Origin of the sequence: Shewanella sp. S23-S33 (genome assembly GCF_043359565.1) — a bacterium.
GTDB lineage: Bacteria > Pseudomonadota > Gammaproteobacteria > Enterobacterales > Shewanellaceae > Shewanella > Shewanella oncorhynchi.
In genome coordinates, this window is the sequence record NZ_JBHFFD010000044.1 from 52313 (window position 1) to 71934 (window position 19622).

Genomic DNA, 19622 nt, shown 5'->3' on the forward strand with positions numbered 1-19622 from the left:
AATTAGGCTGGTGTCATGATCCGTATGTTTGAATATGATTCGAAGCAGGCACAATCTTTATCTCAAGTCCCTGTACATCAGCCGTCGATTATTCGGGTTATCTATGGTGAAAAGTCTCTGCTCTGGCAAGATGAATCTGTTTTAGTAGGCCAAGGGCAGTTACTGTTAATTCCTGCTGGTTCGCATATTAGTTTTGTTAATCGACCTTTTCTTGGGCGTTATCGGGCGGTGCAGTTATTACTCCCTCACGATTTACCTCAAGGTATTTTATCAAGCGCTACCGATTGGCGTGACCCTATGCCAGTCCAAAACGTATCCCGCGCTGTGGACTTAGCTTGGAATGCGCTATTACAGAGTTTGACCTTGTCTCTGGCCGATCCTGTTCAACTGCATTATTTGGCCGCGTTACTGTTAAGTTTGCCGGATAAACGCAGTGTGAACTGGTTGTATGGACACTCCCAACGCAGCGTGACTCAAGCGGCCTTGGCCTTGATGAGTGTGAGTCCTTCGGCATCATGGCAGCAGGAGGATATTGCCGACAAGTTACACATGAGCACGGCAAGCCTTAGGCGTAAATTGGCCTTAGAAGACACCAGTTTTAGGCAGTTACTGGCAGAAGTGCGGCTTTGCCATGGTTTAGCCATGTTGCAGAATTCGAGCGAGCCAGTATTGCAAGTGGCTTTGGCCTGTGGTTATCAATCTGCGGAAAAGTTTTCCTTACGTTTTAAGCAACAATTTGGCCTGACCCCTGCGGCTTATCGTCGTACACTGTGAAGTGGCATGGGTGTATACCCAAACAACTTTAGGGTATTGGAGAAATATGATGGCGGATGATCAATTTACTGACAGCGGATTTTGGAACAAGATCAAACTCTTTAGCCGTCAAGCTGGTAGAGAGGTCATCGAGCGGGCACTATGGCTTTATTATGCAGCGCAACAACCCAATACGCCTAAGTGGGCTAAGTCAGTCATCTACGGCGCGTTAGCGTATTTTATTTTGCCTTTAGATGCGATTCCCGATCTGACTCCTTTAGTTGGCTTTACCGATGATTTAGGTGCTCTTGCCGCTGCCCTGACTATGGTGACCTTATATATCGATGATGAAGTGAAATCCCTTGCGGCGGATAAACTCGCACTGTGGTTTGGAGATAAGCCGACCGAACCTAAGACTTAAGCCTATTGCGAACGCAATCGCCTAAGTGATGCAAAATTGTGCTAAAAATATGATTTCATTAGGAGTCGTTGATTTGGTTTTGACTGAGATTTTCTGGGGTAAAAATATTTTTTTGCAAATGTTTCACTATTGCTTGATTGCGCTATATGCTAGCGCTGTTTTGTAAACCCCTTGTGTTTGTTTAGGCAGATAAATGAAAAATATTATGGTAGTGATCCTATGGCTTTTAGGTGTCTCTGCCGCTACCCCCGCGTTTGCCGATGAGGCCTCTCCGGAACAACTCGCCCGTCTTTACCTCGATTTTATGGCACAGAATAGTCGCCAGAGCGAAGCTTTGTGGCCTGGTTTTCGCCTTGAAGATAAAGTACACCTCTTTAGTTATGGTGGTAATGTCTGGCTTCGACAGCCTGGTGGCGAAATAATCCAAGATAACAGTGTGTTAGAGTCGGTCAATCTGCACTCGGGTCTATCGGTGAGTTTCGGCTTTCCGCAATATAATGGCCAGCCAGGCGTATTGATCCAGCTCGAAGTGCCGAACATCCAATTTACTCGCGACACTAAGCCAACGGATTTAGCTTTTTTAATCTGGGCGAGCAATGGCTTGCATGAAGCCTTCCATTTTTATGCCCAATCCGAATGGCGAGTATTAGAAGACGGTAAGCGTTATGAGGGTGAGGTCTTTCCGCTCAACTTCGATGCTCGCTATTATCGTTTACAGTTATTTGATGCCTTAATGGCGGCGCTGGCACAACCTGAACAACAGTCATTACATCTTAGCTATGCAGCCTATTGGTTGCAGCAATGGCGCCAAATTGCGCCGAATGAAGATCGAGTCGGTTACATCAATGATCTTGTTGAAGGCAGCGCTAAGTACGTGGAATTGGCCGCTGGTGCGCGTGTGTTGAGTCAAAATCAAACTTTACTTGGTTATCAGCAAATACTGACAAAATATGTGTATGACTATTATCAACAGCAGAAGATGTGGGTTGGTTGGACGGCTGAGGCGGCAAATATTGGCGCTCTGGCGGGCATATTGTTGGATAGCACTCAAGACCCTTATGTATGGAAAGAGTCGGTCATGTCGGGTATGTTGCCTGTGGATTTACTACTGAACCGCGTAAAGCCAGTATCCCCGTTAGACAAGAAAGACACTAAACAAAAGAAACAGCTGCAGGAGATGCTAGCGTATTACCCTGCCACTCAAGCAAAACTGTCTCAATTGTTGTTGAATGTGCAGGATCCAAAAGTGCCGTTATTGGTTATGCCGAGCGTGAGCGATAGTAGCAGTTTTATTGATGTGGGTGACGTACGTTCTGGCTTTTATGTAGTGCCCTATCAAGAGGAAATGACTCAAGCTTATTTAGGGATGAGCGCGCAATTTAGTAACTTGTCAGTGAGTGGCAGTCCATTACTCGATGTTCCAGTACAAAATTTTTGTGAGGGCATTGAGGCGGCAACTCTGTTACCTTTAGCATTCCCCTTTCAGCGTGAGGGTCAGTATCTGGTATTCAACGAAGCGGAAGTCCATGGAACTATTAGGGTTTCTGCGAGCGTTGTTGATGGAAGAACCCTCTACTGTGCGATGAATTAATAATGAGAAAAAATCAGCTCGAATTTACCTACATGCGTGGCATTGCGATTATCTTTATCGTGCTTGGCCACAGTATTTACAACTCTGGTGAAGGTTTCCCGCTGTTGCTGGAAAATCTATTGCGTGGTGGCACGGCGTTATTTGTGTTTATCTCGGGATACTTTTTCCATCGCATTTTTTATAAGGATTTCGACTACAGCAAGTTTATGAAGAACAAAGTACAAAACGTACTTTATCCTTTTTTAGTTGTGTCATTGATAGGTCTATTTTGTTTGTGTTTGCGCTGGATATTTATGGAGCATCAGCCGCTCGATAATGTCTTGCTGAGTATTTTTTATACTGTGCGTAACGGTTATATTCTGTATCCGCACTGGTACATTCCCTTCATCATGGCGGTGTTTTTATTCTCGCCGATTTTTTTATGGTTTATCCGTTGCTCGCAGCAGATGCGTTGGACACTATTTGTACTGAGCTGTGTGGTAGCAATCCTATTGCATAGACCTATAGGCAACGTCAATTTCATCCACTCAGTCGTGTATTTTGTACCTTTCTACTTGATTGGTATTTTATATTCGCAAGATGAACATATTGTGACGCGCTTTGGCTCTATTTTCACCGCACTAGCGATGATTTTTTTAGTGGTTAGCTTAGTCGAACAAACTTACATAGTGCAGCATATTGGTAACTATCATAAGGCACCATTTGAGTACAACGGTATCGATTGGCAGTTTATTCAGAAACTTTGTTTATGTGTATTAGTACTGAATTTCTGTGAATGGTTGTCGGGACGAAGTCGTTTGCCTTGGTTAGTCGAAGTCGCCGAGATGAGTTTTGCAATTTTCTTTATTCATCCACTCTTCGATATGCTATTTAACACGGCTGCAACCGTAATGCGTTTCCGCTTCCCACCAGGTTCTGCTGTGACTAGCGTGCTCTTTTCCGCTGGGATTTTCATTTTTATGATGGTAGGCAGTATTATGACGGCTCGCTTTATCAAAAAGCGTCTGGGTAATCGATCGCGTACTTATATCGGCTGGTAATCACTTTGGTTTATCATCACTAACACTAGGTGAAATTCAGTTTGAATTTATTTCCTAGTGTTAGGGTGTTTTCCATCTAAAAAAGTGGAGAACATAATGAATCCCAACATTACCCTACCGAGCCTCGGGCTTATCAGTTTGTCTTTTATCGCGTTGCCATCCATCGCCGCTCAAGTTGAGTCGCTATCCACCAAGACGCAGAATACGTTTTTCGCACAAATCGCGGCCCATTGTGGCCAAGCCTTTGCGGGAAAAGTGGTATCGGGTGACACGGCTGATTCGGCCTTTAGCGGCAAGTCGTTAATTATGCACGTGCGTGAATGTAGCGACACTGAGCTTAAGATCCCGTTCCATGTGGGTGATGACCACTCGCGTACTTGGGTGCTGACTAAAACGCAGCAAGGGCTTAAGTTGAAGCACGACCATCGCCATCAGGATGGAAGTGAAGATGCTGTGACCATGTATGGCGGTGACACTATGAATGATGGGACAGTACAGAAACAGTCATTTCCAATCGATAGGGAATCTATCGATAACTTCGTCAAGAATGGACTAACCCAGTCGATCACGAATGTGTGGCACATGGAAATTACGCCAACAACGTTTAGCTATCAACTTACGCGCGAAAACCGCGATTTTAAAGTCGATTTTGATCTTACCCAGCCAGTAGCATTACCACCCAAACCTTGGGGACACGACTAGTGTTGTTATTAAGCTAGCTCAAAATGGTGTTCATCACCTGCTTATGTTGCCCGTTTATGTGGATAACGACACTACACGGGCTCAGCCTCGCATCAAATCCAGTCAAATCGTTGTGACATCCTCGCCAGCAAACCCTAGTGCGGTAAGTTCTTCATCTAGTATCACTGCTATGTAATGACGCCATTAACTGGCAATAAGCCAATAAGCCAATAAGTCCATTATGTCTAAAAGGATTAATAATAGTTTTTTTCAGTTTTAAGTGTTCTTTTTATTCATTTTATTGTGTTGCGGAATACTAGAATTGCGGTTCATTTAATACTTAATTTTTATGGATAAACAAGATGGTTATACCTAAAAATAGGTATTTATGTCTTGAGGATAATTTTTTAAATATTCACCTAAATTAAACATAAATCTGAGATTTAAACCGGATTTAATCACTACTTCTGCTAATTTATAGTCTAGGCTAGAAAAGTGCAGTTGAAAGATGGTGCACCTAGGTCTAGACTGAAAAATTAAAGGACTGATTCACTAATGATTATAAAGTTAAGTGACCCAAAGGGAAGAGGTGAACTATGCGCTTTTATATGGCAAGACAGCCTATACTGAATAGAAATAAAAACGTTGTTGCTTATGAGTTGCTCTTTAGAAATAGCCGGGATAACTATTTCCCACAGGGTGTTACAGACAATGTTGCTACAGCTAAAGTGTTTGTAAATAGTTATTTAAGTATGGATCTAGAGGATTTAACCGAAGGGAAGCCAGCATTAATTAATTTTCCATCTCATTTCTTGCGAGACCATTTATTATACATGTTCCCATACAAAAATATTATTGTTGAGGTATTGGAAACTGTTAGCCCAAGCGAGGATAACTTTATTTTAATTAAAGAGTTATTTAACTTGGGTTATTATCTTGCTTTAGATGACTTTGTTTATTCTCCTGAGTGGGAACGTTTTTTTCCTTTTTTTAAACTTATAAAAATTGATATAATTTCAACGCCTTTGGATAGTGTTTCTCATCTGATCCCTAAATTTAGACAGTATAATTTAAAACTACTTGCAGAGAAAGTTGAAACATTGGAAGAGTATAGGCTAGCTAAGTCACTCGGTTTTGATTATTTTCAAGGTTATTATTTTTATAAGCCAGAACTCATAGAGGGGAGTGAAATAGGTGCTACACAACATTTTGTTATGTCTATTTATAATGAGGTTTTTAAGTCTGATTTTAGTTATAAAAAACTTGAAAATTATTTTTCTCAAGATTTAGATCTTACTTATAAATTACTAAGATATGTCAATTCAAGTCAGTTTGAGCATGTGAATGAATTTACCTCTATTAAGCAGACTATGGTTTTTTTAGGTGAAAATAAACTTCGTAAGTTTGTAAGTCTCATTATTTTGGCTGAACTTAACCCCAATAAACCAGTTGTGTTAATTAATAATACTATAATCAGGGCTCGGTTATGTGAAGAGTTAATATCATTAATGGGATTTCCTTTGTTGAAAGAGTCAGCATTTTTGACTGGATTATTATCTACTTTAGATGCCATTTTAGATAAACCGATGAACAGAGCGATAGAGCCGCTTCCTCTTGAACAGCAAATAAAGCGTGCTTTACTTAATAATCATGGATACCTAGCTCATTGTTTACAACTTACTCTGGCGTATATGGAAGGTGATTGGGTTACTGTCGATTATTTCATTGATAATTATAATATTGATCCTGAGAGGCTCATCTCAGCGTGTGATAAAGTGTATAGCTGGTTTAATCAGTATAAAAATTCAGTTCAGTAGTAATGAATGCTAGTTTGCAATAAGGATATGCGATGATGAATGGTATTGATTTAGACTTGTTTGATTCTTGTGCATTTATGTTATCACCTGAGGTGGAGTGGTTAGGCGAGAATCAAATTTTCTCAAATAATAATTTTTTAAAAAATGCCAAGAAAAAAATAATTCAGCATTTTGAAAAGATTAAACAGAATATCACGCCTAATGAATGCTTAATGATAGGAAGTAACTGTTTAAAGTTTAGCCTATTAAAGATGGCAAATAAAAATTTTATTGTTCTCTGTGTCGTAGAACATGATGCGCCAATAACAAAAAGTTTCGAGTATGGCCAATTTAGGTGTGAGAATCCTGCGGGTGATGACTTTAGATATCAGAAAATTACTTCAGATGGTGTTCTTGTCGTAAATAGTCTTGGCAATATTGATTTTATTGGTGGCAGGGTTAAATACCTTTTCCCATATTTACATTTTGATAATTATATTGGCAAGTCATTTTTTAGTTTAATTCAAGATATTGTTAGCTATGAGGTTGTTGGTAGAAATAATTATAGAATTATGAAGTGGTTTAGATATAAATGTGCAACTAATAAAAAAATATGTCTATCTTTTAAAACTAAATCAGGGTTGTATTTTGAGTATAGAGATTTCTTCCTTGATGATGGAACTCGGTTTGGGTTAATTATAGATGAATCTAAACGATATGAGAAAGAAAAAGTATTAATAGAGAAATGTTCAGAGCTGGAACAATTGAATAGCTTTCAAAGTGATTTTATTGCCACTCTAGGTCACGAGATTAGAACACCATTAAACGCAGTGCTAGGCTTAATTGAGCTCAGTTTAGGTAATGTAAGGGCACAGGATAAGAAGTTATTATCTGTCGCATTCAGTACTTCAAAACAAGTTTTATTACTCATTAATAGTATGTTGGATTTTAAAAAGACAAATGAGAGTAGTGCAGATGTTAAAAATGATTCGGTAGATGTTAGGTTGTTAGGCGAATCTGTTGTTGATGCGTTTAGCCTTCAAGCAGATAAAAAAGACATTAATTTAGACTTTTTTATGCCATTAAATTTTAATCGCAGGGTTATTTGTGATGAAGTTAAACTAAATTAAGTTATCTATAATTTAATCTCCAATTCAATTAAGTTTTCCAATAAAATTGACTCGTCGATTCTATTAGAAGTAGAAGTTCTGGAACAGTCATTCGAAAATGTAAAACTAAAGTTTTCTGTTATTGATAATGGTATCGGTTTAACTGAAGAGGAACAATCAAAAGTGTTCGGTAAGTATGAGCAGGCATCATCAAATTCTTACCGTCAGTATAGTGGTGTTGGCTTAGGCCTATACATAAGTAAAAGTATATGCCGTTCAATGGGAAGTGACCTTCAGGTTATTAGTCGTATCGGTGATGGTAGCGTTTTCTATTTTGTTATTGATTTTGCTTTAGATAGTCACTTTACGGCACCTGATGTAAGCGGCTCCTATCGTTCTGATATTGATGCTTCAGTAACAGCATATACTAACAGTTCGATTTTTCACGAATCAGTTTCAAGATATTCCAAAGAGCTTGATTTCGAGTTGCTATATTTACCAAGTAATGAATTACTGGAATTTGAAACTGAAAGCTCAATACTTTTTATTGACTTGAATCAAAATGATATTATCTCAAAGAATGAATTTGTAACTAGTATTTTTACAAGAAAAGAAAGAGTTGCAGAGTTGAGGAGAGTGTCACTTTCTAAGTCTAACTCCGACTACGAAGTGATTTCATATCCACCACTCAGAATTCAATCAGTAACTGATTTCGTTAATGTTAAAAATTATTTGAATATTATTGACGAGCAGGCTTCGGATAGTGCTGATTATAGTAATATTAGTGTGTTAGTTATTGATGATTGTCAAGAAAACTTATTTGTCATCGAAAAGCAGTTATTATCTGTTGGAGTCATAGTTTCCTGTGTTCAAGATCCGATGCAAGCAATTGAGCTTTTTAAGACAAATAAATTAAATGTCGTTATTTCTGATGTGATAATGCCAAATATATCGGGCTCAGACCTCATTGGCGTCATTAGAGAAGTTGAAGGATATCGGGAATTAGCGCCATCGATTATTGTGATGTTGACCGCTGATAATGGCGACATATGTAAAGATGAATGTTTGCAGGCTGGAGCAAATCGCGTACTTGTAAAGCCTCTGACGTTGAATGATTTGATTGGCCTTTTAGATGAAGTAAAAGTCACTTTGTCAAATAATGCAAGTTTAAAAAAGTCTACAGTTAAAACTGATAATACTTCTTTTGATAATAGTTTTTTCTGTTGTGATGAAGCACCGCAGGAATTAGTAGACATCTTACAGATAGTCAACTTATCAGATATATATAATTTTGTAGGTGAAGATATAAGCGATGAAGAGTTATCTATTTTTTTAGAGCAATATTACAGTAATTTACTTGTTAAGCGTGAAGCATTAAGGTCTGCAATTGTGGATAATGATCTTCGTATTATTACTGCAATTAGCCATACCCTTAAAAGTAATTCTCTTTACATAGGAGCAAAAAAATTAAATTTATCTTGCCAAGAACTAGAGCGTGTTTCGCGTAACAATGCTATTGATTACAAAGTTATCTTAAAATGTTGGCAAGAGGTTGATGATGATTTATTTGCGTTAATTGAGTTTTTTATGCAAAGGAGTAATGCTAGTGGATAGAGTCAATTTTGAGCATATCGTTCTCTATACGAACGATCAAGATAATGATAGATTATTGATAAGTGTTCTAATTCGTCATTTTTCTCGTATTCATGTGATTAAAACGAATGCTGAGCTTGTTGAGCAAATCAAACAATCAACCCCCAAAGTGATTCTTGTTGCTGCTGAAACTTTACAAGAAACTTTACTTATTTATTACGAAGCCATAGAGGAATTGCAGGCTGTAGAAATATGTGAGCATGCCGTTGTTTCTCTTATTCCAAAACATCAAGAAAGAGAAGCGTACGAGGCTTATCGTAGTGGTGTGATTAATGATTATTTAATCGCTAGACCAATGTATGAAGTGCATAGAGCAATTATAATATGTACACATTTATTGCGGGAAATTGGGTTGAGAGGAAAATATAAAAAAGTAGAAGAGTTTGTAAATGTGCAAGATAACTACTCTTCGCACATCAAGGAGATTGTCCTTAAAGGTGTTCAGCGTAAGAAGGATTTAGAACATAGCTTTGAATTAAGTTTGATTGAAATCGAGCAATCATTAGATATGGCAGAAGCGCACCTTGCAAGTAATAGAACCGCTGAGTTAGATCTGGCTTCATTGAAGAAGATATTATCATTTATTCGTTCTAATGAAATTAGACCAGCTTTGTTGAAACTACAAAGTAAGGCGTTGCACTTACTTGAACTTGTTGTTACTGATGTATCAAATGTGGCGACGGTCGCAGAAGCCCCTTTGCCAGAACAGGAGCATATTGAGGTTAGCAACAAGGCAGCTCCAACCGTGCCTGATACTAAATACACGTATAATCGATTGTATTCGGAGTCAAAAAATTCTCTTGTATCAGTTGAAGTTCCTGTAGTGCCAAAGATGTTAATTGTTGAGGATGATCACATTAGTTTGAATTTAACTATTATGCTTCTTAGAACGTATGCCATTGAACTTGATACATCATTGTCTGGACGTATGGCGTTAGATTTACTTTCTAAGAAAAAATATGACGTTATTTTAATGGACATAAATCTTCCTGATACTAATGGGTTTTATATTATTAATCACATTAATAAGTCTAATGGAATAAATGCAATTACGCCCATTGTTATGTTGACTGGGAATAAAAATAAGTCATCAGTTCAGCAGGCAATAGCTGCAGGAGCTAAAGGTTACATTATCAAACCACTATATAAGGATTCGATAATCAAGCTTTTTAGGAAGTATGATATTCCATTGCATTTGCGATAGTTCTATAGACATGGGTTTTAATAGTGCTTGTATATTTTTCTTTTAACCTCACAGGTATGGGCTTATATCCTTACCCGTAATATCTACCTTTTTAGGTATTTAAATTATGGTTTTTTTATGTTTTGGAGGTAGAGGTTTTATGTCAGCATAGCTGATTCAGCACTCATCTTAGTTGGTGAGTTAGAAATGCGATGTGGTGACTGAGTTTCTAATGATTTACATCAGGGATTTTAGATTTTAATCGCACTGTGAGCCAGATATGCTGTGCATTTACTTAGAAAATTTACTGTAAGTTAGCTATATATCGCTTTTTATCGTTAACGATTGAACGCTCAATAATCATTTTTAGATACTGTTTGCAGTTTAATATCTGATAGCTATATTTTAGGCATGTATTTGATTTACATTTTATGTTGTACATTGTTCTTTCGGGTTTTTATTAGATTATACTGATGTTTTTTAAGTTATAGTCTTTAGCTTGAATATGATGTTCATCTGTGGAATGACCACCTATTGTTGGTTGGCGTTAGTGTCAATCATAGATCAAGGGAGTCGTTTTGATGGCGCTAGTTGTGATGGAGTTAGGATGGTTGACAATACTGTACATAATCATAAATCTCGGACTCAATATATTATTTTAGCTGTGGCTATTTATGCGCTTGCAGCGCTTGGATGGATCTTTTTATCCGATCAATTGTTGCTTGTCTTTACGGACACTGAAACTGTGTTTCGTTTATCCCTCGCTAAAGGTTTTTTCTTTGTATTTACCAGTGCCTTTATCCTACTTTTTGTTCTGAATGCCGTTCCTGACCGTCATAATGCTCCATCGGGTAATTTGCTAGAAATAACCTTTGCTCGCTCTGTAGCGATAAGCAATATCTCATGGCTTAAATACATTGCGATATTGAGTTTTACGCTGATAACGCTATGGTTTGCCAATTCGCTTTCAGCTGAGCAGCACCAGCGCTTACTATTGCTGATTTTTATGTTGCCTATTTCATTAAGCGCTATTGGTGGCGGATTCGCCCCCGGATTAGTCGCGACATGTCTCTCTGTTCTATGTGTCTATTATCTTCATCCAACCGCCAATAGTCTCGACAATATTCATTCTGTAGATTGGTTACAGCTTATTAGTCTAAGTGTTTACGGCATAGTGATCAGTGCACTAAGCGGCTATTTACGTGCTTCATTACAGAAATTGGATGTGAATCATCAACTGCTCGATTCTGTGGTTTCTCAAACAACCGATGGTATTTTTGTTAAGGATTTGGCGGGGCGTTATATTTTGGTCAACCAAGGTGCCGCTACCTTTGTCGGCAAGAGTATGAGTGACATCTTGGGCAAAGATGACACTGATATTTTTGATGCTGACTCTATTGATATTATCCAAGAAAAAGATCGCACTGTATTAGTATCCGCAATGGTCACCACACATAAAGAGTATTTACATATTCAGGGTGAAGCAGCCATTTTTCAAGTGACCAAAGGTCCTGTGTTTGACGCTCAAGGTGCAATTTGTGGCTTATTTGGAATAGCAAGGGATGTCACGACTCAAGAAAAAAATGCTGAACATTTACTCATTAGTGAGTTGGGATTAAAACAAGCACAACAATTATCAGGGATTGGCAGTTGGGAGTGGGATTTAGTTACTGATTCGCATACTTGGTCTGAACAGGTTTTTGTGATTTATGGCTTGCCATATAAAGAAGCTGCCCCTTCGATAGAACAAGTGCAGAAATTATTTACTCCTGAGAGTTGGCAAGCGTTAAGTACGCTGGTGATGCGATGTGTGCATACGGGAGAAGAGTATGAATGCGAAGCTGAGTTGCTAGATCCTAATCGTGCCCATCGTTGGATTATGGCTAGGGGTCAAGCACAGCGTGATCCGCACGGTAAGATATTTAAATTGCACGGTACAGTGCAAGATATTACCCAGGCGCGACAGCTTCAACAACAACTAGCGGCTCAAACAGCACAATTGCAAAGGGTTATTCAAGGTTCTGAACAAGGATTCTGGGACTGGAATGCTGTTACTGGAGAAGTGCAAATCAGCCCAAGATTTGAAGCCATTTTGGGATATCAAGCTGGCGAGATGAAGCTGACGGTTAATAATTGGCGCCAATATGTGTATGCCGAAGATGTGCAAAATATAGAGCAACAGGTTTTACAACATCTCATCCATAAAACAAGCAGTATAGAGTTGGAAGTGCGCTGCATTAAAAAGACTGGCGAGCTGTGCTGGATATTGTGTAAGGGGCGAGTCGTTGAAGAGGATAGTCAAGGTCGAGCGTTGATGATTTCAGGAACTCAAGTCGATATCACGTTATTAAAGACCCATGAGACTGAGTTAGATCGCGTGGCAAATTATGATGCACTCACAGGATTACCAAATCGTCGCTTACTTTTAGACCGTTTTCAGCAAATGATTGCCCATGTTCAACGTAATGGCAGTCTCTGTGCCGTGTGTTTTATGGACCTTGACGGGTTTAAGGTGGTCAATGATCGTTATGGCCATGAGGTTGGTGACCAACTGTTGATCGCGATTGCAAATAATGTGTCTGTGGTGATTCGGCAGCAAGATACGTTGGCCCGGGTAGGAGGCGATGAGTTCGTTATCTTATTTGAGATGATGTCTGAGGAAGAATGTACTCAAGTACTATTACGAATACTGGCGGCGGTCGATCAGCCGATATCAATCGGCGATATAAATCTTTGTTTAACGGCTTGTATTGGCGTGAGTTTGTATCCAGAGGATAACGTTGACCCCGACATTTTATTGCGCCATGCCGACCAAGCCATGTATATGGCAAAATCGGCAGGTAAGAATCGTTTCCAAATGTTTGATCCTGACATTGATCGTAACATTATTGCTCGGAGAACTTGGTTAGAAGAACTTAAGTCAGCTTTTGAACGTCATGAATTTGTGATGTTTTACCAACCAAAAGTGAATCTCGCTACCGGTAAAATTATTGGTGCGGAAGCCTTAATTCGTTGGCGTCATCCACTGCGAGGTATAGTCGGTCCGAGTGAGTTTTTACCGGATATTGCAGGCAGTGATCTTGAAATTGCTTTAGGTGAATGGGTTATCAATACTGCAGTAGCGCAATGGCAGAATTGGCAACAGAGTGGTCGTCCGATAGCAGTAAGTATTAACGTGAGCGCTCGGCAGCTATTGGCTGAACACTTTAGTGCATTCTTAAAATCGACGTTAATGCAATATCCCGATTTGACGGCCTCGGATCTAGAATTGGAAATTTTAGAGAGTGCCGCCATTGAAGATATGACATTGGCAATTGAGATCCTTCAGGAATGTAAGCGTTTGGGTGTCCATTTTTCCCTAGATGATTTTGGTACAGGTTATTCGTCGTTAACGTATTTACGCCAATTACCCATATCGACGATAAAAATTGATCAGAGTTTTGTGCGAGGCATGCTCGATAGCGAAGATGATTGGCGTATCGTGGAGGGTGTTATCCGCTTAGCGTCAGTATTTAATCTTAATGTGATTGCTGAAGGTGTTGAAACCATTGCCCATGGTAAAAGTTTAGCTGAATTGGGCTGCCAATTGTGCCAAGGCTACGGCATTGCTCGGCCTATGCCTGTAGAGGAGTTTGCTCTTTGGTACGATGAATGGCCATCGCAATATCAACAGATTAAACATGAATTCAAGCAAATGGACGAATTGCATCTTTAATAGCAAGTTACAGAGAGTTTTTAGCTGGCTTTAAGGATTTAGGTGCTCACTCGTGTATTTGGAATGTATTTATTTGGCGTGATGGTTCTTATCTGGAGCAAAAGTTGGCGCTGGGCTAATCTTTTGCTCCATAGTTCAGAATACTTTTAGTGTTTAATCTATATTTCTTTTTGATTTACTCGGGTTGATAGCTCTGAAGCGCTTTCTTTGCGTTCGCTATATCGGTTCGTGAGGAAATCAACATTGCCCCTCAGGAGTAAAGTGAACTTCATCAATTCCTCCATAACATCAACTACGCGATCGTAGTAAGGCGAAGGTTTCATTCGGCCTGCCTCGTCAAACTCTAACCAAGCTTTTGCGATTGAAGATTGGTTGGGTATGGTGAACATGCGCATCCATCGGCCCAATATACGCATTTGGTTTAGTGTGTTGAAGGACTGTGAACCACCACTCACCTGCATTATTGCTAATGTCTTACCTTGTGAAGGCCGGACAGCACCTTCAGCCAAAGGGATCCAATCGATTTGAGCTTTCATAATACTGGTCATCGCACCGTGGCGTTCTGGTGAACACCACACCATACCTTCGCACCAACGTACCATTTCTCTTAGTTCCATGACTTTGGGATGACTGTCAGGCGCATCATCAGGAAGTGGAAGTCCAGAAGGGTTAAAAATACGCACCTCTGCGCCCATGTGTGTTAATAGTCGAGCGGCTTCTTCCGTCGTCAGTCGGCTATAGGAGCGCTCTCGTACTGAGCCATAAAGCATCAGTATTCTAGGCGGATGGGTTAAAGGAGTTAGATTAAAACAGTCCATATCCATGTTATTAACCATTAATTCTTGTTTGAGCGCTGGCATATCGTGGTTTAGTGGTTTCATGTGCGAACTCTTTGTCCCTGTTCATTAATGATGATTTCGCCATCTTCTTTGGTGAAAGGGCCTTGTTGTGCTTTGGTCAAAATATCAAGCACTGTCTCAGATGGGCGACAGAGTTTTGTGCCTCGCGGCGTAACGACGATAGGACGGTTAATTAAAATGGGATAAGTCAGCATAAAGTTAACCAGTTCTTCATCAGTAAATGTGTCTTCAGAAAGTCCTAGTCGTTCAAATGGTTCAACATTGTTGCGTAACAATGAACGCACAGAGATTTTCATCTCATTAATTAACTTAAGTAATTCATTGCGGGAGGGTGGCGTTTCTAAGTAGTGGATGATTTGGGGTTCGACTCCACTATTACGGATCAATGCTAAAGTGTTGCGCGATGTACCACAGGCTGGATTGTGGTAAATCTTAATGCTGTCATCAATCATATTAGTCATAACATGTCTCTGATAAATAATCGCTTATAAATTTATCCATAGGCACTAAACAGATGCTCTAGTGCCCATGGACGAAGATTAGAAGGAGAGGCGCAGTGCCAGTGCCGCTAGGGTGACAAATAGCACAGGTAGCGTCATCACTATGCCGACGCGGAAATAATAGCCCCAGGTAATATTAATATTTTTCTGCGCCAGTACATGCAGCCATAGCAGGGTTGCTAAACTGCCGATGGGGGTGATTTTAGGGCCTAAATCGCTACCAATCACGTTAGCGTAAATCATGGCTTCTTTAATCACGCCGGTGGCATTGCTACCGTCTATCGACAGGGCGCCAATTAACACCGTTGGCATGTTGTTCATGATGGACGATAAAAAGGCGACCAAGAAGCCCGTGCCCATAGTGGCAGCCCAAAGCCGTTGTTCTGCCAAGCTATTTAATACGCTCGATAGGTAATCGGTTAAGCCTGCGTTGCGAAGACCATAAACAACCAAATACATGCCGAGTGAAAAGATCACTATCTGCCATGGCGCGCCGCGCAGTACCTTAGTGGTATCTATGGCATGGCCTTTTTTCGCAACAACAAACAGGAGCAGGGCACCCACGGCAGCGACTAAACTCACGGGCACACCGAGCGGTTCTAAGCCAAAAAAGCCCACCAAGAGTAAGACTAATACGCCCCAACCGGTTTTAAAGGTGTTGAGGTCGCGAATGGCGGCCTTAGGTTCGCGTAGTTTTTGCAAGTCGTAGGTCGCGGGAATATCTTTGCGAAAAAACAGATGCAGCATGACTAAGGTGGCACTAATAGCTGCAATATCGACGGGCACCATCACAGAGGCGTATTCGTTAAAACCTATATTGAAGAAGTCCGCCGAAACAATATTGACTAGGTTAGAGACAATTAACGGCAAACTTGCGGTATCGGCAATAAAACCCGCCGCCATCACAAAGGCTAAGGTTGCTCCGGCGCTAAAGCCCAGAGCCAGTAACATCGCAATTACGATCGGGGTGAGGATCAACGCCGCGCCATCATTGGCAAACAATGCGGCAACAGTCGCGCCGAGTAATACTATGTAAGTAAAGAGTAAACGGCCACGACCTTTGCCCCAACGGGCCACATGTAGCGCGGCCCATTCGAAAAATCCCGACTCATCTAATAATAAACTGATGATGATCACGGCAATAAAGGTGGCGGTCGCATTCCAGACAATATTCCATACCACAGGAATATCCCCTAAGTGGACCACACCCAGTAGTAGGGCCAATACGGCGCCCAAGGTAGCACTCCAACCTATGCCTAACCCCTTAGGTTGCCAAATTACTAACACTATGGTGAGAACAAAAATTGCCCCTGCTAACCACATACAAGCTCCTCAAAGAGTAGAGATTGTCTACCCTCAACCATAAAATAATGCCCTCACCTAACGATATTGTCGGTGGGTTTGAATGATTTTTTATATGTGAATTTTCGTATGTATCTTAGTGTTGAACACTATACTCAAACACCATTTTGACTAATGCGTGAAACTTAAGGTGATCTTATATACGGATATTTACATATATGAAAATTCGTATATATTGTACAAGGTCTTTCCAAAAGATCCATAGCCATGAAAAACGAGTGTTGTTTCTTACCGCTCACAGCTTGCTGTTTGAATGAACATTTAGGAAAGTTAACAAAAGGAACAAAATGTTTGTACTAGTTCAGTCTAAGGGCATCAATGATTAATCCAACCCAGTTTTTTAAATGTTTAGCCGATGAAACCCGCTTGCGTTGCATGATGTTGATCCAGCAAGAGGGGGAGCTCTGTGTCTGTGAATTGACCGAGGCATTGCAAGAGACCCAGCCTAAGATTTCGCGACATTTGGCCCAATTACGTAAATGCGGTTTATTAGTTGATCGCCGTCAGGGGCAATGGATTTTCTATCGTATCAATAATGACTTACCCGAATGGAGTCAGTTAGTGTTGAGTGAAGTTACCAATCAAAACACTGTATTCCTTGAAGAAAATATGCGTAATTTGTGCAAGATGGGCGGGCGTCCTGACCGTGCTAAAGCTTGCTGCTAGAAGACTAGCAGCAAAAATTTAACCTCAAATATACGTTTTTTCATATGTTTACGTGTATAAAGTTTTGCTTAATATTAAGGTGGCGTAACAATGCTGCAAATATTTTCAGATTTAGCAAGCTGGTTAACTTTTGATTTGATGGGTTTAGAGCCCAATACTAAGCTCGCCGACGCCATCCATTTTTTTATTGAAGATACCACTAAGATTTTTGCGCTCCTGTTGCTGATGATTTATGGCATCGCTTTGGTGCGGGCCTCGCTCAATGTTGAGCGGGTTCGGGATTACTTGGCGGGTAAAAATCGTTTTGTCGGTTACGTTATGGGATCGGGTTTTGGCGCTGTTACCCCATTCTGCTCATGTTCTAGCATTCCGGTTTTTTTAGGTTTTACTTCCGCGGGGATCCCCGTTGGGATCACTATGGCATTTCTGATCACTTCGCCGTTAATTAATGAAGTCGCTGTTCTGTTGCTTGTGAGTCTGCTGGGCTGGCAGTTCACTGTGATATACGTGCTGGTCGGCATGTCAGTGGGTATGTTAGCGGGGGCATTTTTGGACTCGATTCGCGCTGAGCGTTGGCTGCAGTCCTTTGCCGCCAAAGCACTCGAGCAAGGTCAGGCGCAAGCAAGTCGCGATAATAGCGAGGGTATGACATCAACATCCATGACGTTAACCGAGCGACATGAATTTGCGAAAGGCGAGACCCTAGAGATTTTTGGCCGAGTGTGGAAATGGGTCATTATTGGGGTTGGGCTTGGCGCCGCACTCCATGGATTTGTGCCTGACGGTTGGATCGAAGCCCACTTAGGCGATGGTCAATGGTGGTCGGTTCCTGCGGCGGTATTGATTGGTATTCCTCTGTATTCCAATGCGACTGGGGTTATTCCTATCATGGAGAGCCTTATCACTAATGGCTTGCCCGTAGGGACGACATTGGCATTTTGTATGTCTACGGTTGCCGCCAGTTTTCCCGAGTTCATTTTGCTCAAGCAGGTGATGCAATGGCGTTTGCTGGCCATCGTTTTTGCTATTTTATTGATTTCATTCACCTTAATCGGTTGGATCTTTAACGCTATAGGTCCCATTCTGTGAGAATTATAAAAATGTTAAATATCAAAGTATTAGGTAGTGGATGCGCTAAATACACTAAAACCGCTGAGATTATTACCGCCATTGCCAACGAGAAGGGCATTAGCGCGGCTATATCGAACAGATAACGCTTTAATCTTAAAAAAATAATATAAAACACCTAATATCAAACTGAGTGTGAAGGATGCAGGTATGACAATCAAAATCGGGATAAATGGCTTTGGCCGTATGGGACGTTTAGCACTGCGCGCTGCTTGGGGCTGGGATGAGGTTGAGTTTGTGCAGATTAATGATCCCGCAGGGGATGCGGCGACCTTAGCCCATTTGCTGACATTCGATTCTGTGCATGGTCGCTGGCAGTACGAAGCCAATGCCGATGCTGATGACATCATTATCGATGGCAAGCGTATTCGCTGTACTCGCAATAAAACCATCGGGGAAACCGATTGGTCCGCCTGCGATGTGGTGATTGAAGCCTCGGGTAAGATGAAAACCAAAGAAGTGCTACAAGCTTATTTAGAACAAGGCGTTAAACGCGTTGTAGTCACTGCGCCCGTTAAAGAAGAGGGCGTGTTAAACGTCGTCATGGGGGTGAATCATCAACTCTATGACAAAGCCATTCATCCGATTGTAACCGCAGCCTCCTGTACTACTAACTGTTTGGCGCCAATCGTCAAAGTGATCCACGAAAACCTCGGCATAGTGCATGGTTCCATGACGACCATTCATGATATTACCAACACTCAAACTATTTTAGATGCGCCGCATAAAGATCTTCGCCGTGCGCGGGCCTGTGGTTTAAGCCTTATCCCCACGACAACGGGCTCGGCGACGGCCATTACCCATATTTTCCCTGAACTCAAAGGTAAGCTTAACGGCCATGCCGTGCGGGTGCCGCTTGCGAATGCCTCATTAACCGATTGCGTGTTTGAGGTGAGTCGCCCAACAACGGAGGCTGAGGTCAATCGCCTGTTAAAAGAAGCCGCCGAAGGGCCATTAAAAGGCATTTTAGGTTATGAGGAACGCCCGTTAGTGTCGGTGGATTATAAAACCGATCCCCGTTCGAGCATTATCGATGCGCTATCGACCATGATCATCAATGGTACTCAGGTCAAACTCTACGCTTGGTATGATAACGAGTGGGGTTATGCCAATCGCACCGTCGAACTGGCCCGCATGGTCGGTCTGATGGATAAGGCATAAGCT

General features: G+C 41.0%; 17 protein-coding genes. 14 read left to right on the forward strand and 3 right to left on the reverse strand.

Features of this window, described 5'->3' with window-relative positions; genetic code table 11:
* Positions 1–15 precede the first annotated feature (15 nt).
* From ACHA99_RS11515 to ACHA99_RS11560, 10 genes are all read left to right on the forward strand, one after another.
* On the forward strand, positions 16–774 hold the full coding sequence (locus tag ACHA99_RS11515) for a helix-turn-helix transcriptional regulator (RefSeq protein ID WP_393942827.1): 759 nt from the start codon (positions 16–18) through the stop codon (positions 772–774).
* A gap of 49 nt (positions 775–823) precedes the next feature.
* On the forward strand, positions 824–1174 hold the full coding sequence (locus ACHA99_RS11520) for a YkvA family protein (RefSeq protein WP_393942931.1): 351 nt from the start codon (positions 824–826) through the stop codon (positions 1172–1174).
* Positions 1175–1367: 193 nt separating this feature from the next.
* Complete coding sequence (locus ACHA99_RS11525; protein ID WP_105250504.1) at positions 1368–2765, forward strand: hypothetical protein; 1398 nt, start codon at positions 1368–1370, stop codon at positions 2763–2765.
* A 2-nt stretch (positions 2766–2767) separates the two neighbouring features.
* A complete protein-coding gene (locus tag ACHA99_RS11530) occupies positions 2768–3805 on the forward strand; it encodes an acyltransferase (protein WP_113941433.1) in 1038 nt (345 codons plus the stop codon).
* A gap of 96 nt (positions 3806–3901) precedes the next feature.
* Entirely contained in the window at positions 3902–4507 is a 606-nt protein-coding gene (locus ACHA99_RS11535) for a hypothetical protein (RefSeq protein ID WP_113941432.1), read from the forward strand.
* Positions 4508–5094: 587 nt separating this feature from the next.
* Positions 5095–6303, forward strand: a complete 1209-nt coding sequence (locus tag ACHA99_RS11540; protein WP_393942830.1) for an EAL and HDOD domain-containing protein — start codon at positions 5095–5097, stop codon at positions 6301–6303.
* Between the two features lie 32 nt (positions 6304–6335).
* Positions 6336–7412: a histidine kinase dimerization/phospho-acceptor domain-containing protein gene (locus ACHA99_RS11545; protein WP_393942832.1), complete on the forward strand. Its 1077-nt coding sequence runs from the start codon at positions 6336–6338 to the stop codon at positions 7410–7412.
* Positions 7413–7415: 3 nt separating this feature from the next.
* A complete protein-coding gene (locus ACHA99_RS11550; protein ID WP_393942933.1) occupies positions 7416–9005 on the forward strand; it encodes an ATP-binding protein in 1590 nt (529 codons plus the stop codon).
* Positions 8998–10248, forward strand: a complete 1251-nt coding sequence (locus ACHA99_RS11555) for a response regulator (RefSeq protein WP_393942834.1) — start codon at positions 8998–9000, stop codon at positions 10246–10248. Before ACHA99_RS11550 ends, ACHA99_RS11555 begins: the two co-directional genes overlap by 8 nt.
* A gap of 586 nt (positions 10249–10834) precedes the next feature.
* Positions 10835–13942 carry an EAL domain-containing protein gene (locus tag ACHA99_RS11560; RefSeq protein ID WP_393942836.1) on the forward strand — a complete coding sequence of 1036 codons (3108 nt, stop codon included), beginning with the start codon at positions 10835–10837 and terminating at the stop codon, positions 13940–13942.
* A gap of 158 nt (positions 13943–14100) precedes the next feature.
* On the opposite strand, the gene arsH is transcribed toward ACHA99_RS11560, so the two are convergent.
* The 3 genes from arsH to ACHA99_RS11575 form a co-directional block, all read right to left on the reverse strand.
* On the reverse strand, positions 14101–14823 hold the full coding sequence (arsH, locus tag ACHA99_RS11565) for an arsenical resistance protein ArsH (RefSeq protein ID WP_311981122.1): 723 nt from the start codon (positions 14821–14823) through the stop codon (positions 14101–14103).
* Positions 14820–15254, reverse strand: coding sequence for a glutaredoxin-dependent arsenate reductase (arsC, locus tag ACHA99_RS11570; protein WP_263255848.1), 435 nt, complete (start codon positions 15252–15254; stop codon positions 14820–14822). Before arsC ends, arsH begins: the two co-directional genes overlap by 4 nt.
* A gap of 87 nt (positions 15255–15341) precedes the next feature.
* On the reverse strand, positions 15342–16625 hold the full coding sequence (locus tag ACHA99_RS11575) for an arsenic transporter (RefSeq protein WP_393942839.1): 1284 nt from the start codon (positions 16623–16625) through the stop codon (positions 15342–15344).
* 357 nt (positions 16626–16982) lie between these two features.
* Here ACHA99_RS11575 and ACHA99_RS11580 point away from each other — a divergent pair, with 357 nt between their 5' ends.
* The 4 genes from ACHA99_RS11580 (at position 16983) to ACHA99_RS11595 (ending at position 19619) form a co-directional block, all read left to right on the forward strand.
* Entirely contained in the window at positions 16983–17330 is a 348-nt protein-coding gene (locus ACHA99_RS11580; protein ID WP_105250495.1) for a metalloregulator ArsR/SmtB family transcription factor, read from the forward strand.
* Positions 17331–17420: 90 nt separating this feature from the next.
* Positions 17421–18419, forward strand: a complete 999-nt coding sequence (locus ACHA99_RS11585; protein WP_393942841.1) for a permease — start codon at positions 17421–17423, stop codon at positions 18417–18419.
* Between the two features lie 11 nt (positions 18420–18430).
* Entirely contained in the window at positions 18431–18544 is a 114-nt protein-coding gene (locus ACHA99_RS11590; RefSeq protein ID WP_393942843.1) for a thioredoxin family protein, read from the forward strand.
* A gap of 64 nt (positions 18545–18608) precedes the next feature.
* Positions 18609–19619, forward strand: a complete 1011-nt coding sequence (locus tag ACHA99_RS11595; RefSeq protein WP_393942845.1) for an ArsJ-associated glyceraldehyde-3-phosphate dehydrogenase — start codon at positions 18609–18611, stop codon at positions 19617–19619.
* The last annotated feature ends 3 nt before the right edge of the window (positions 19620–19622 follow it).

Excerpts from the sequence above, each read along its gene's own strand:
- ACHA99_RS11515 (WP_393942827.1), top strand. The coding sequence starts at position 16 with ATGATCCGTATGTTTGAATATGATTCGAAGCAGGCACAATCTTTATCT.
- ACHA99_RS11520 (WP_393942931.1), top strand. The coding sequence starts at position 824 with ATGGCGGATGATCAATTTACTGACAGCGGATTTTGGAACAAGATCAAA.
- ACHA99_RS11525 (WP_105250504.1), top strand. The coding sequence starts at position 1,368 with ATGAAAAATATTATGGTAGTGATCCTATGGCTTTTAGGTGTCTCTGCC.
- ACHA99_RS11530 (WP_113941433.1), top strand. The coding sequence starts at position 2,768 with ATGAGAAAAAATCAGCTCGAATTTACCTACATGCGTGGCATTGCGATT.
- ACHA99_RS11535 (WP_113941432.1), top strand. The coding sequence starts at position 3,902 with ATGAATCCCAACATTACCCTACCGAGCCTCGGGCTTATCAGTTTGTCT.
- ACHA99_RS11540 (WP_393942830.1), top strand. The coding sequence starts at position 5,095 with ATGGCAAGACAGCCTATACTGAATAGAAATAAAAACGTTGTTGCTTAT.
- ACHA99_RS11545 (WP_393942832.1), top strand. The coding sequence starts at position 6,336 with ATGATGAATGGTATTGATTTAGACTTGTTTGATTCTTGTGCATTTATG.
- ACHA99_RS11560 (WP_393942836.1), top strand. The coding sequence starts at position 10,835 with ATGGTTGACAATACTGTACATAATCATAAATCTCGGACTCAATATATT.
- arsH (WP_311981122.1), bottom strand. The coding sequence starts at position 14,823 with ATGAAACCACTAAACCACGATATGCCAGCGCTCAAACAAGAATTAATG.
- arsC (WP_263255848.1), bottom strand. The coding sequence starts at position 15,254 with ATGATTGATGACAGCATTAAGATTTACCACAATCCAGCCTGTGGTACA.
- ACHA99_RS11575 (WP_393942839.1), bottom strand. The coding sequence starts at position 16,625 with ATGTGGTTAGCAGGGGCAATTTTTGTTCTCACCATAGTGTTAGTAATT.
- ACHA99_RS11580 (WP_105250495.1), top strand. The coding sequence starts at position 16,983 with ATGATTAATCCAACCCAGTTTTTTAAATGTTTAGCCGATGAAACCCGC.
- ACHA99_RS11585 (WP_393942841.1), top strand. The coding sequence starts at position 17,421 with ATGCTGCAAATATTTTCAGATTTAGCAAGCTGGTTAACTTTTGATTTG.
- ACHA99_RS11590 (WP_393942843.1), top strand. The coding sequence starts at position 18,431 with ATGTTAAATATCAAAGTATTAGGTAGTGGATGCGCTAAATACACTAAA.
- ACHA99_RS11595 (WP_393942845.1), top strand. The coding sequence starts at position 18,609 with ATGACAATCAAAATCGGGATAAATGGCTTTGGCCGTATGGGACGTTTA.